Annotated in this window: 14 protein-coding genes; 11 read left to right on the top strand and 3 right to left on the bottom strand. The window is 70.2% G+C overall.

The annotated features are described in order from the left end of the window. Positions 1-626: response regulator (locus tag C667_RS14205; protein ID WP_157302339.1), on the top strand; the 626-nt coding region annotated here is incomplete at its 5' end. An 89-nt stretch (positions 627-715) separates the two neighbouring features. On the opposite strand, the gene C667_RS14200 is transcribed toward C667_RS14205, so the two are convergent. Together C667_RS14200 and C667_RS14195 are read right to left on the bottom strand one after the other, a co-directional pair. Next, entirely contained in the window at positions 716-1,342 is a 627-nt protein-coding gene (locus C667_RS14200; protein ID WP_004366659.1) for a glutathione S-transferase family protein, read from the bottom strand. A gap of 44 nt (positions 1,343-1,386) precedes the next feature. Then, complete coding sequence (locus tag C667_RS14195) at positions 1,387-2,097, bottom strand: glutathione S-transferase family protein (protein ID WP_004366657.1); 711 nt, start codon at positions 2,095-2,097, stop codon at positions 1,387-1,389. Positions 2,098-2,371: 274 nt separating this feature from the next. Here C667_RS14195 and C667_RS14190 point away from each other — a divergent pair, with 274 nt between their 5' ends. Then, positions 2,372-2,845, top strand: a complete 474-nt coding sequence (locus C667_RS14190) for a universal stress protein (RefSeq protein ID WP_004366655.1) — start codon at positions 2,372-2,374, stop codon at positions 2,843-2,845. An 81-nt stretch (positions 2,846-2,926) separates the two neighbouring features. Here C667_RS14190 and C667_RS14185 read toward each other — a convergent pair whose 3' ends face one another. After that, positions 2,927-3,865, bottom strand: a complete 939-nt coding sequence (locus C667_RS14185; RefSeq protein WP_004366652.1) for a LysR family transcriptional regulator — start codon at positions 3,863-3,865, stop codon at positions 2,927-2,929. 181 nt (positions 3,866-4,046) lie between these two features. Here C667_RS14185 and uraH point away from each other — a divergent pair, with 181 nt between their 5' ends. The 9 genes from uraH to xdhA all read left to right on the top strand — a co-directional run bounded on the left by uraH (position 4,047) and on the right by xdhA (position 12,564). Further along, a complete protein-coding gene (uraH, locus tag C667_RS14180) occupies positions 4,047-4,397 on the top strand; it encodes a hydroxyisourate hydrolase (protein WP_004366650.1) in 351 nt (116 codons plus the stop codon). Between the two features lie 51 nt (positions 4,398-4,448). Beyond that, positions 4,449-5,642 (top strand): urate hydroxylase PuuD, encoded by a 1,194-nt coding sequence (locus tag C667_RS14175; protein WP_004366648.1) that lies wholly within the window; start codon positions 4,449-4,451, stop codon positions 5,640-5,642. A gap of 30 nt (positions 5,643-5,672) precedes the next feature. Next, on the top strand, positions 5,673-6,236 hold the full coding sequence (uraD, locus tag C667_RS14170) for a 2-oxo-4-hydroxy-4-carboxy-5-ureidoimidazoline decarboxylase (RefSeq protein ID WP_004366645.1): 564 nt from the start codon (positions 5,673-5,675) through the stop codon (positions 6,234-6,236). Between the two features lie 17 nt (positions 6,237-6,253). Then, a complete protein-coding gene (gene puuE / locus C667_RS14165) occupies positions 6,254-7,186 on the top strand; it encodes an allantoinase PuuE (RefSeq protein ID WP_004366644.1) in 933 nt (310 codons plus the stop codon). Between the two features lie 21 nt (positions 7,187-7,207). Then, positions 7,208-8,254: an allantoicase gene (alc, locus tag C667_RS14160; protein WP_004366642.1), complete on the top strand. Its 1,047-nt coding sequence runs from the start codon at positions 7,208-7,210 to the stop codon at positions 8,252-8,254. 8 nt (positions 8,255-8,262) lie between these two features. Further along, the gene (locus C667_RS14155; RefSeq protein ID WP_004366640.1) at positions 8,263-8,772 is read left to right on the top strand and encodes an ureidoglycolate lyase; all 510 of its coding nucleotides are present in this window, start codon (positions 8,263-8,265) and stop codon (positions 8,770-8,772) included. Positions 8,773-9,391: 619 nt separating this feature from the next. Next, positions 9,392-9,844 carry a solute carrier family 23 protein gene (locus tag C667_RS26685; RefSeq protein ID WP_281054847.1) on the top strand — a complete coding sequence of 151 codons (453 nt, stop codon included), beginning with the start codon at positions 9,392-9,394 and terminating at the stop codon, positions 9,842-9,844. Continuing rightward, on the top strand, positions 9,733-10,791 hold the full coding sequence (locus C667_RS14150; RefSeq protein WP_281054848.1) for a nucleobase:cation symporter-2 family protein: 1,059 nt from the start codon (positions 9,733-9,735) through the stop codon (positions 10,789-10,791). The genes C667_RS26685 and C667_RS14150 overlap by 112 nt, the downstream gene beginning before the upstream one ends. A gap of 258 nt (positions 10,792-11,049) precedes the next feature. Continuing rightward, the gene (xdhA, locus tag C667_RS14145) at positions 11,050-12,564 is read left to right on the top strand and encodes a xanthine dehydrogenase small subunit (protein WP_004366638.1); all 1,515 of its coding nucleotides are present in this window, start codon (positions 11,050-11,052) and stop codon (positions 12,562-12,564) included. Positions 12,565-12,607: the final 43 nt, after the last annotated feature.

Genomic DNA, 12,607 nt, shown 5'->3' with positions numbered 1-12,607 from the left:
ACAGCCTCGCGCCATCGCCCCCCGCTGCGCCCCCTGCGCCGGTCGAGCCTGCGCCGCCCCTGCCCCCCTCCGCCGGCGCGGCGGCAGCGGCCTTGCTGCCCGCCGCCCTCTTCGCCAAGTTGCGCGCGCACGTCGGCGAAGCCTCGGAGCGGGCGATCCCGCTTTCCGAGTGGGTGGACGGCCTGCGCCGCGAGGTCTCGCCGCAGCTCGACGCCGCACGCAAGCTGCAGGGCCTGGCCGCGCAGCGCCCGGCATGCGTGCTCGTGGTCGACGACGACCGCTTCCAGTGCAAGCTGCTCGAGCGCCTGCTCGCCGATTTCGACTGCCGGCTGCAGTTCGCCCACTCCGGCGCCGAGGCCTTCGCCGCGCTCGCGCGCGAACGTCCGGAGCTGATCCTGATGGACGTGCAGCTACCCGACGCCGACGGCGTGGCGATCACCCGCCAGCTCAAGGCCAACCCGGCGCTCGCGGGCATCCCGGTGATCATGATCACCGGCCACAGCGAGCGCAACATCCTCCAGGCCAGCCTGGCCGCCGGCGCGGTCGACTTCGTGGTCAAGCCCTTCGAGCGCGAACGCATGCACGCCAAGCTGGCGAAATTCCTCCACGGCCGCGGCCGAGGTTGAGCGACGCCTGAGCCTCTTCGCGTCTTCGCCTTTCCGCGCGCGTGCGCGACGCGTGGCGCCCGGCCCGCTCCGACGCGGCCCGCCGGCGCTCAGCCTCCTGCGCGCGCGCTCGGGCGTTCCACGATGCGGTCGCGCCAGTCCTGCAGGTTGGCCATGCCCTCGGCGCCGGGCTTGAACTTCATCAGCCCGCGCGCGAACTCGATCGCGCAGAAGGCGGTGATGTCGGCGATGGTGAAGCGCTCGCCGGCGACGAAGGGCTGGCGGCCGAGCGCCTCGTCGAGCCAGCGCGCCACCTCGCGCACCTTCTCGCCCTGCGAGCGGCCGAAGTCCTCGAACTGCGGCTGCTCGAGCGGTGCCAGGCCGGGGTGGGTGTGGCGGACGCAGTTCATGATGCCGCCGAAGAGGTAGAGCTCGACGCGGCGGTCGGTCATCTCGACGAAGGCACGCTCCTCGAAGGTCTCGCCCATCAGGTTGGGCTCGGGGTAGAGGCCTTCGAGGTAGCTGCAGATCGCGCGCGTCTCGCCGAGGTAGCGGCCGTCGTCTAGCTCGAGCACCGGCACCTTGGCGAGCGGGCTGCGCGCGCGGTGGTCGGAGCTGCGGTGCTCGCCCTTGACGAGGTCGACCGCGACCTCCTCGATGCCGCCGATGCCCTTCTCGGCGATGAACATCTGCACGCGGCGCGGGTTGGGCGCGCGGGGTGAAACGTAGAGCTTCATGAAATCTCCTGGAGTGTCATGATCCGGCCGGGCCGCGGGGGCGATCAGACCCCGCCGCTGCGCGACTGGCCGGTCTCGACCATGTTGCGCACCTTGTCCGAGAACGCCTTCGCGCGATCCTCGCCATCGCCTTCGAGGTCGAGGCTGGAGGGCGGCATCTCGATGCCGCGCTGCACCGCCGGGCGCGCGCGGATGCGGTCGCGCCAGCGCGCGAGGTTGGGCAGGTCGTCGATGGCGACGCCCGACCAGTTGTGCGTGCGCACCCAGGCCCAGTTGGCGATGTCGGCGATCGAGTAGTCGCCGGCGAGGTGCTCGTTCCGAGCCAGGTGGCCGTCGAGCACGCGGAAGAGCCGCCTCACCTCGCCCTGATAACGATCGATCGCGGGCTGGAGCTTCTCGGGGAAGTAGCGGAAGAAGACGTTGGCCTGCCCCATCATCGGCCCCACGCCGCCCATCTGGAACATCAGCCACTGCAGCACGCGCGAGCGCCCCTTGGCATCCTGCGGCATCAGCCGACCGGTCTTCTCGGCGAGGTAGATCAGGATCGCGCCCGACTCGAACACCGCGAAGTCGCCCTCGTCGTGGTCGACGATGGCCGGGATGCGGCCGTTGGGGTTGATGGCGAGGAACCAGGCCTCCTTCTGCTCGTTGGCCGAGAGGTCGAGCACGCGCAGCGAGTACGGCAGGCCGAGCTCCTCGAGCGCGATCGAGACCTTGTGGCCGTTGGGGGTGGCGGCGGTGTACAGATCGATCATGCGATTCTCCTTGGCTGCGGGCCGCGGCCCGTCGTTCGCTCATCATCCCGCCCGCGCCGGTCCGGCCGCAAGCACGCCAGGCGTGTGAGGCTCATCAGGCATTCCGTATATGCGCTATCGGGCGGCATGGCTGCGACGGCCCGACGCATGCCCCTACACTTCGACCAGGACGCCTGCGCAGGCATCGCCGGATCCACCGGCCACGAGAATGCAGGACGCCCGCCGGAACACCGCTCCGGCGCCGAACACATCACCGTAACCGGGAGTTTCCCCGATGAGCTACGAAATCCGCTCGATCCTCTACGCCTCCGACCTGACCCCGCGCTCGCCCGCGGTGTTCCGCCACGCCGTTGGCCTGGCGATGAAGTTCAACGCCAGGCTGCACGCCGTCACCGTGACCCTGCCATCGAGCAGCCTGCCCTACGAGGAGTTCCTCAGCGAAGAAAAGATGGACGAGATCAAGCTCGCCGGCCACAAGAAGGCCGAGGCCCTGCTCCGCCATCGCATCGACGTCTTCGCCGAGGCCAACCCCGAGCTCGACGTGAAGAGCGTGCTCGCCAGCGTACGCGCGCTCGAGGGCGACCCCTCGCGCCGCATCCTGGACGTCGCCAAGCACGTGCTCGCCGACGTGATCGTCATGGGCTCCCGCGGCCACAGCACCATCGGCGAGCTGCTGCTCGGCTCGGTGGCGCACAAGGTCACGATGAAGGCCGACATCCCGGTGATGCTGGTGCCGATCGACCGCTGAGTCTTCACACTGCCCGGGAGCGTGCGGGAACGGACCCGCCATCCCCGCGGGAGCGGGCTTACCTGCTCCCGCACCCCACCCCTACGCCGCCGGCGGCACGATCCGCCGCCCGCAATCCGACAGCAGCCGCCGCAGCCAGCGGTGGCCGGCGGAGTGATGGTTGCGCTCGTGCCAGAGCTGATAGAAGCGCATCGGCGGAAAGGCGATCGGCGACGGGATGATCGCCAGCGGCAACAGCTGGGCATAGAACTGTGCAAAGTGCCGGGTGGTGGTGAACACCAGGTCGGTGCCCTGCAGCAGGTAGGGCGCGGCGGTGAAGGACTGCACCGCCACGCGCTCGTCGCGGTTGATGCGCATCGACGCGAGCACGCTGTCGATGACCCCGCGCTGGCTGATCGAATACGGCATCGGCACCACATGCGCGGCGCGCATGTAGTCCTCGACGCTCATCCCCTTCGTCGCGCACGGGTGGCTGGCGGCCACCAGGCACACGATCTCGTCCTCGAGCAGCATCGACAGGTGCATGCGGTGTGGCGGCTCGGGCCAGTTGCCGATCACCACGTCCAGGTCCCCTTCCGCGAGCGAGCGCTCGAAGTCGAAGCTGGGCCCGAGCGCGTGCAGGCTCAGGCGCGCCTGCGGCGCCTCGCGGCGGAAGCGCTCGGCCACGCTGGCGACGAACACCGGCGCCAGGTAGTCGGGCGAGCCGACGCGGAACTCGTGCCGGGTGCTATGCGGCTCGAAGGACTCCGGCGCGTCGGTCATGCGGTCGATCTCGGCAAGCGCCCCCTTGGCGTGCGACATCAAGGCGAGCGCACGCTCGGTCGGCACCATGCCGCCCTTCTCCCGCACCAGCAGCGGATCGCCGAGGATCTCGCGCAGGCGCTTCAGGGCCGCGCTCACCGCGGGCTGCGACTGGTTCAGGCGCAGCGCGGTGCGCGACACGCTGCGCTCGGTGATCAGGAGCACGAACACGCGCAACAGGTAGGTGTCGAGCGGGTCGTCGCTGCGCCGCAGGCTCATGGTGGGTCTCCTCGTCCTTGTCGTCATGTGGCTCCGGGGCGGCACCGGCCAGCCGCCACCGGAAAGATACGCGAGAGCATATATCACATATAAGGACATATGCGTTCCGTTAACACGGACCGGGCTTACACTGCGCCTCACACGATCCCCTTATCCCCGCACAAGACCAGGAGACAAGCGCATGGGCCGCCTGACCACTCACGTCCTCGACACCGCCAACGGCAAGCCCGGCGTCGGCATCGCCGTCACCGTGTATCGGCTCGACGGCGGGCGCCGCGAAGTCGCGCGCACCGTCACCAACCACGATGGCCGCTGCGACCGGCCGCTGCTCGAAGGCACCGCGCTGGAGACCGGCAAGTACGAGATCGTCTTCGGCGCCGGCGACTACTTCCGCGCGCTGGGGCTGCAACTGCCCGAGCCGCTCTTCGTCGACGAGGTGGCGCTGCGCTTCGGCATCGCCAATGTGGACCAGCACTACCACGTGCCGCTGCTGGTGTCGCCGTGGAGCTACTCCACCTACCGCGGCAGCTGAGCCCGGCGCTTCCACCTCCACGCCAAACCACACCGATAAAGAGAACAGACCATGGAAGCCTACCTGCTCGACTGGGCCAACCTGCTGATGCGCTGGCTGCACCTGATCACCGGCATCGCCTGGATCGGCGCGTCCTTCTACTTCGTGATGCTGGATACGTCGCTCAAGCCCCCGAAGAAGCCCGAGGACCTCAAGCGCGGCGTGTTCGGCGAGCTGTGGGCGGTGCATGGCGGCGGCTTCTACCACAGCCAGAAATACCTCACCGGCCCCAAGGGCGAGCCGCTCACCCAGGACCTGCACTGGTCGAAGTGGGAGGCCTACACCACCTGGCTGTCGGGCATGGGGATGATGGCCCTCATCTACTGGATCGGCGCCTCGAGCTACCTGATCGACAACCAGGTGATGGCGCTGTCGCCGGCCGCGGCCGTGGGCATCTCGATCGCCTTCCTGATCGCCGGCTGGGTGGTCTACGACGTCCTGTGCCGCAACATGGTCGGCAAGGACGGCCTGCTCGCGGCGATCGTCTTCGTGTTCGTGATGGTCGCCAACTATGCGCTGCACCAGGTGTTCTCGGCCCGCGGCGCCTACATCCACGTCGGCGCCATGCTCGGCACCATGATGGCGGCAAACGTGTTCTTCCACATCATGCCGGGACAGCGCCGGATGGTGGCGCAGATCCACGCCGGCGAGAAGGTCGATCCGAGGCCGGGCATCATCGGCAAACAGCGCTCGGTGCACAACACCTACTTCACGCTGCCGGTGCTGTTCATCATGATCAGCAACCACTACCCGATGACCTACGCCAACGCCAACGGCTGGCTGGTACTCGGGGTGCTGATGGTGGCCGGCGTGCTGATCCGCCAGTTCTTCGTGCTGCGCCACCGCGGCCAGGTCAAGTGGTGGCTGCCGGCGGCCGGCGTCGCGCTGATCGCGCTGCTGATGGTGCTGATGGCACCGAAGCAGGTCGATGCCGGCGGCGAGAAGGTGAGCTTCTCCACCGTGCGCTCGATCCTGCAGCAGCGCTGCATCGCCTGCCACGCCGAGAAGCCGACCTTCGAGGGCTTCGCCCAGGCGCCCAAGGGCGTGATGCTGGAGACGCCCGAGCAGATCGCCGCCCACGCCGTGATGAGCGCGCAGACCGTGGCCAGCGGCTACATGCCGCTCGGCAACCTGACCGAGATCACCGACGCCGAGCGCGAGCAGATCGCGATCTGGTTCGCCCAGGGCGCGCGCACCGCGGACTGAAACGACAAGAACACGACAGGAAGAGACACCATGAGCACCCCCACGACCGCCACCACCGCCGCCACCGCCGAGCCGACGGGCCCCGCGCTCGCCGCACTCTCGAGGCTGCCGCAGGGCGCCTTCGTCGCCCGCCTCGAGGGCATCTTCGAGCACTCGCCCTGGATCGCCGAGCGCGCCTGGAGCGCCGGCCCCTTCGACAGCATCGACGCGCTGCACGCCGCGATGTGCCTGGTGGTCGACACCGCCGACCCCACCGAGCAGCTCGCCCTCATCTGCGCCCACCCGGAGCTCGCCGGCAAGGAGGCCGAGGCCGGCACGCTGACCACCGCCTCCACCGGCGAGCAGCGCGGCGCCGGGCTCGACCAGTGCAGCAAGGAAGAGCTCCAGCGCCTGCGCCGGCTCAACCAGGACTACCGCGCACGCTTCGGCTTTCCGTTCGTGGTCGCGGTCAAGGGCCTGACGCGGCACCAGATCATGGACCGCGTCGAGGCACGGCTCGCCAACGCGCGCGACACCGAGTTCCGCACCTGCCTCGCAGAGATCGGCAAGATCGCGCGCTTCCGGCTGGATGCGCTGTTCGGCGCCAGCGCCTGATCGAGAGGAGCCCGACCATGACCTCGCACTCGACCTACCCCCGCGACCTCGTCGGCTACGGCCGCAACCCGCCGCACGCGGACTGGCCCGGGCGCGCCCGCGTCGCGGTGCAGTTCGTGCTCAACTACGAGGAAGGCGGCGAGAACTGCGTTCTGCACGGCGATGCCGGCAGCGAGCAGTTCCTCTCCGAGCTCTTCAACGCCGCCAGCTACCCCGACCGCCACCTGTCGATGGAGGGCATCTACGAGTACGGCTCGCGCGTGGGCGTGTGGCGCTTCCTGCGCGAGTTCGAGCGCCGCGGCCTGCCGATGACCATCTTCGGCGTGTCGATGGCGCTCGAGCGCCACCCCGAGCTCACCGCCGCGTTCAAGGAGCTCGGCCACGAGATCGCCTGCCACGGCTGGCGCTGGATCCACTACCAGAACGTGCCCGAGGAGATCGAGCGCGAGCACATGCGGATCGGCATGGAGATCATCGAGCGCCTCACCGGCGAGCGCGCGCTGGGCTGGTACACCGGCCGCGACTCGGTGAACACCCGCCGCCTGGTGGCGGACCATGGCGGCTTCCTGTACGACTCGGACTACTACGGCGACGACCTGCCGTTGTGGACCGAGGTGCAGAAGACCGACGGCAGCACCGTGCCGCACCTGGTCGTGCCCTACACCCTCGACACCAACGACATGCGCTTCGCGCTGCCGCAGGGCTTCTCGCACGGCGACGAGTTCTTCGAATACCTGCGCGACGCCTTCGACGTGATGTACGCCGAGGGCGAGGAGCGCCCGGCGATGATGTCGATCGGCATGCACTGCCGCCTGCTCGGCCGCCCGGGGCGCTTCCGCGCGTTGCAGCGCTTCCTCGACCACATCGAGAAGCACGACCGCGTGTGGGTGTGTCGCCGCGTCGACGTCGCCCGCCACTGGATCGAGCGCCACCCCTACAGCCCGAAATAACCCCCCAAAAGGAGAACCCTCATGGCCAGCCATACTCCCGGCGCCCCCGTCTTCGCCCCCGCTGCCGAGCTGCCCGACTGGGCGCTGCGCTCGGTCGACCTCGCCAACCCGCGCCTGGGCGCGAAGGCGCTCGCCGCCTCGGACGACTTCTTCGCCGAGGTCGCGCGCATGCTCAACCCCGAGCCGGCCCAGTTCGTGCCCGGCAAGTTCGACACCAACGGCAAGTGGATGGACGGCTGGGAGTCGCGCAGGAAGCGCGTCGCCGGCCACGACTGGGCGCTGGTCAGGCTCGGCGTGAAGGGCGTGATCCGCGGCTTCGACGTCGACACCAGCCACTTCACCGGCAACTACCCGCCGGCGGTCTCCATCGAGGCCTGCGTGTCGGATTCCGACGACGTCGAGGCGCTCAAGGCGGCGACCTGGACCGAGATCCTCCCCGCCACGCCGATGGGGCCCAACAGCCACCACCTCCTCGAATGCGCGAGCACCACGGCATGGACCCACCTGCGCGTGAACATGTACCCGGACGGCGGCATCGCCCGCCTGCGCGTGTATGGGCGCCCGGTGAGCACGCTCGCCCAGGCCGGCGGCGGCGAGCTCGTGGACCTGGTGGCGATGGAGAACGGCGGCCGCGCAGTGTCGTGGAACGACGCCAGCTTCGGCTCGTCGGCGTCCGCGCTGCTGCTGCCCGGGCGCGGCATGAACATGGGCGACGGCTGGGAGACCCGCCGCCGCCGCGAGCCCGGCAACGACTGGTGCGTGCTCGAGCTCGGCGCGCCCGGCACCATCGAGCGCATCGAGGTCGACACCGCCTTCTTCAAGGGCAACTACCCCGACCGCTGCTCGCTGCAGGCAGCCTACGTCACCGGCGGCACCGACCGCTCGATCACCACCCAGTCGATGTTCTGGCAGACCCTGCTGCCCGAGCAGAAGCTGGAGATGGACGCGATCCATACCTTCTCCGAGCAGGTCGCGAAACTGGGGCCGATCACCCACGTGCGCTTCAACCTCTTCCCCGACGGCGGCGTCTCGCGCCTGCGCCTGTGGGGCAAGGTCGAGACCCGCTGAGACCGGCCATGTCCGCACACGCTCCTCTCCCCCTGACCGTCGAGCCGCTCACCCGCGAGGCTTTCGCCCCTTTCGGCGAGGTCGTCGAGGCCAGCGACGCGGTCCGCCACTTCACCATCAACGCCGGCAACACCGAGCGCTACCACGACCTCGCCAACATCGAGCCCGGCCCCGACGGGCGCGTGATCGTCTCCATCTTCCGCGGCCAGCCGCGCAGCCTGCCCTTCACCGTGCAGATGATGGAGCGCCACCCGCTCGCCTCACAGGCCTTCGTGCCGATGTCGGGCAGGCCCTACCTGGTGGTGGTGGCGCCCGCCGGTGCGCCGCCCGGGGTGGAGGACCTGAAGGTCTTCCTCGCCCGCGGCGACCAGGGCGTCAATTACGCCACCGGCGTGTGGCATCACCCGCTGCTCGCGCTCGAGGGCGTGTGCGACTTCCTCGTGGTCGACCGCAGCGGCCCGGGGCACAACTGCGACGAGGTGCAGCTCGACCGCCACGGGGTGATCGAAGGGCGGTGATCGTCACGCAAGCGCCGCATTCGCGGCTGCCGCCGCTCCTACATGAACCATCGCGACTCCGCCCCCTGTAGGAGCGGCGGCAGCCGCGAAGGGGCCGGTGGGGTGGCGAGGGGCGTTGTCGCGGTTCGACACGCTGCATTCGCGCCTGCCGGCGCTCCTACATGAACCATCGCGACTCCGTCCCCTGTAGGAGCGGCGGCAGCCGCGAAGGGGCCGGTGGGGTGGCGAGGGGCGTTGTCGCGGTTCGACACGCTGCATTCGCGCCTGCCGGCGCTCCTACATGAACCATCGCGACTCCGCTCCCTGTAGGAGCGGCGGCAGCCGCGAAGGGGCCGGTGGGGTGGCGAGGGGCGTTGTCGCGGTTCGACACGCTGCATTCGCGCCTGCCGGCGCTCCTACATGAACCGGTGCGGCTTCGGGTGGGGCTCGCGGATGCGGCGGCGGGGCATCTCCTGGCGCCCTGAGGCCACGCTGTCGGCTGCGCCATCCCCGCCGCCTCCGCCGGCTTGCCCCCTCCATACGGATCCGATGATCCGTCTTATAAGCCCATCAGGGCTTCCATATCACGGCGTGATCCTAGACTGGATTCATCGGTCCATAACGACAAGGAGACGCCACGATGTCCGATCAAACCCGCACCAGCCGCCCGATCGAGCTCGACCCGGTAGACCAGTGCCCGCCCGGCGGGCGCCTGTTCACCCTCGCCCTGCAGCATGTGCTGGTGATGTACGCCGGCGCGATCGCGGTGCCGCTGATCGTCGGCGGCGCGCTCAAGCTGCCCAAGGACCAGATCGCCTTCCTGATCAACGCCGACCTGCTGTGCTGCGGCCTGGTCACCATCATCCAGGCGCTCGGCGTCGGCCGCTTCGGCATCCGCCTGCCGATCATGATGGGCGTCACCTTCGCCGCGGTCGGGCCGATGGTGCGATGGCGGGCAACCCCGAGCTCGGCATCAACGCCATCCTCGGCTCGGGCATCGCCGCCGGCCTGTTCGGCATGCTGTTCGCGCCGCTGGTGTCGCGCGCGCTGCCGCTGTTCCCGCCGGTGGTCACCGGCTCGATCATCGCGGTGATCGGCATCTCGCTGATGCCGGTGGCGATCAACTGGTCGGCCGGCGGCCAGCCCAGGATCCGCGACGCGGCGACCGGGCTGATGGTGGACAACCCCGCCTACGGCGCGCCCGAATACCTCGCCATCGCCGCCATCGTGCTGGTCGTGGTGCTGGCGGTCACCCGCTTCGGCCGCGGCTTCCTGTCCAACGTCGCGGTGCTGGTCGGCATGGGCGCGGGCTTCGCGATCGCGATGGCGCTCGGCAAGGTCAGCTTCGACGGCCTGGCCGACGTGCCCTGGATGTCGGTGGTCACGCCGCTGCACTTCGGCATGCCGATCTTCGACCCGATCTCGATCGCCACCATGTGCCTGGTGATGGTGGTGGTGATGGTCGAGTCGCTCGGCATGTTCCTCGCGCTCGGCGAGCTCACCGGCCGCCGCCTGTCGCGCGACGACCTCACCCGCGGACTGCGCACCGACGGCCTGGGCACGCTGATCGGCGGCTTCCTCAATACCTTCCCGCACACCAGCTTCTCGCAGAACGTCGGCCTGGTCGGCGTCACCGGCGTCAAGAGCCGCTGGGTGTGCGTCGCCGGCGGCGCGATCCTGATGGCCTTCGGCCTGTTCCCCAAGATGGCGCTGATCATCGCCTCGGTGCCGCAGTACGTGCTCGGCGGCGCCGGCCTGGTGATGTTCGGCATGGTCGCAGCCACCGGCATCAAGATCCTGCTCGCGGCCGACCTGCGCAACAACCGCTTCAACCTCTACATCGTCGCGCTGTCGGTGGGCGCGGGGATGATCCCGATGGTGGCGCCGAAGTTCTTCCAGCAGATGCCGCATGCGCTCGAACCGCTGCTGCACAGCGGCATCCTGCTGTCGGCGATCACCGCGGTGACGCTCAACCTGTTCCTCAACGGCGGACGGCGCAGCGCCAGCGCCGACGTGATCGAGCCGGCGCTGGCGCACTGAGGCGCGCCGGCAAGCCGTTGCCAGCGCAGCGGGCAGGGGGATCGGAGGAACGGGCGGGGTCGAGCAGCGCTTGTGGGGCTTGGCCGCGAAAAGGGTGCCTGTCGGCGCTCATTCGCGGGCAAGCCCGCTCCCACGGAGACTTCGGGGCGCTCATTGGGGGGCAAGCCCGCTCTGCAGTGCCTTGGTGCGATTGTCCTGGCGCAGCACGGCGCCGCCGAACGCGCTAACATCGTCGGGCCTGCGCTCCGGGACCCGAAGATGGACAGCCAGACGATACGCATCCTGCTCGACGGCGAGCCGGTCGAAGTCGCCGGTGTCGCCCCCACCACCAGCCTGCTCGCCTGGCTGCGCGCCGCGCGCGGCCTGACCGGCACCAAGGAAGGCTGCAACGAAGGCGACTGCGGCGCCTGCACCGTGGTGGTCGCGACGCTGGCCGGCGACGGCACCGCGCTCGAGCTCGCCAGCATCAACGCCTGCCTGTGCTTCCTGCCCACGCTCGACGGCAAGGCGGTGTTCACCGTCGAATACCTGCGCGCCCAGGCCGGCGGCGAGCTGCATCCGGTGCAGCAGGCGCTGGTGAACTGCCACGGCTCGCAATGCGGTTTCTGCACGCCGGGCTTCGCGATGTCGCTGTGGGCGCTCTACAACGCCTGCGTGGCCGACGGCAGCCGGCCGGACGCGGCGCGCATCCGCAGCACGCTCACCGGCAACCTGTGCCGCTGCACCGGCTACCGGCCGATCGTAGAGGCCGGCGAGCGCATGTTCGACCGCCCCGCGCGGGTGCTCGACCGCGAGGCACTGCGCCGGCAGTTGCTCGCCCAGCAACGCACCACGCCCCTGGACTACACGCACGCGGGGGCACGCTTCGTCGCCCCGCGCACGCTCGCCGCGCTGCTCGAACTGCGCGCCCGCCATCCCGAGGCCACGCTGCTCGCCGGCGGCACCGACGTCGGCGTGTGGGTCAACAAGCAGCTGCGCACGCTCAGCCCCCTCCTCTACCTCGGCGAGGTCGCGGAGTTGCACGGGGTGGAGGAGGACGACGGCGTGCTGCACGTCGGCGCCGGCGCCAGCCTCACCACCGCCTTCGCCGCGCTCGCCCGCCATTGGCCCGAACTCGGCGAACTGTGGGAGCGCTTCGCCTCGCCGCCGGTGCGCAACGCCGGCACGCTCGGCGGCAACGTGGCCAACGGCTCGCCGATCGGCGACGCGATGCCGGCGCTGATCGCGCTCGGCGCCCGCGTCGTGCTCGCCAGCGTGCGCGGCCGGCGCAGCCTGGCGCTGGAGGACTTCTACCTCGACTACATGAAGAAGGACCTCGCCGCCGACGAGCTCGTCGCCGCGATCGAGCTGCCACGGTCCGCCGCCGGGCTGCGCTTCCGTACCTGGAAGCTGTCGAAGCGCTTCGACTCGGACATCTCGGCGGTGTGCGGCGCCTTCGCGCTGCGCCTGCAGGACGGCGTGGTGCGCGCGCCACGCATCGCCTTCGGCGGCATGGCCGCCACCCCGCGCCGCGCCGCGCGTACCGAGGCCGCGCTCGACGGCCGGCCGTGGGACGAGGTCACGCTCGCGCTCGCCGTGCAGGCCCTGGCGCTGGACTTCGACCCGCTCACCGACCTGCGCGCCAGCGCAAGCTACCGCCGCCGCGCCGCCGCCGGCCTGCTGCGGCGCTTTTTCCTCGAGACCCGCGCCGACGCGCCGCTTGCGCCCGCGCAGACGCGGGTCTTCGCCGCCTTCGATCCCGGCGCCGCGGTTCCCCACGGCGAAGACGCCTGAAGCCGCCGCCATGACCACGCCCCGCCCCGGCCCCCCCGCCGCC

The organism is Thauera phenylacetica B4P (assembly GCF_000310225.1).
Taxonomy (GTDB): Bacteria; Pseudomonadota; Gammaproteobacteria; order Burkholderiales; family Rhodocyclaceae; genus Thauera; species Thauera phenylacetica.
Note: the sequence above shows the minus strand (reverse complement) of the source record. Positions and strands in the feature narration are given on the sequence as shown.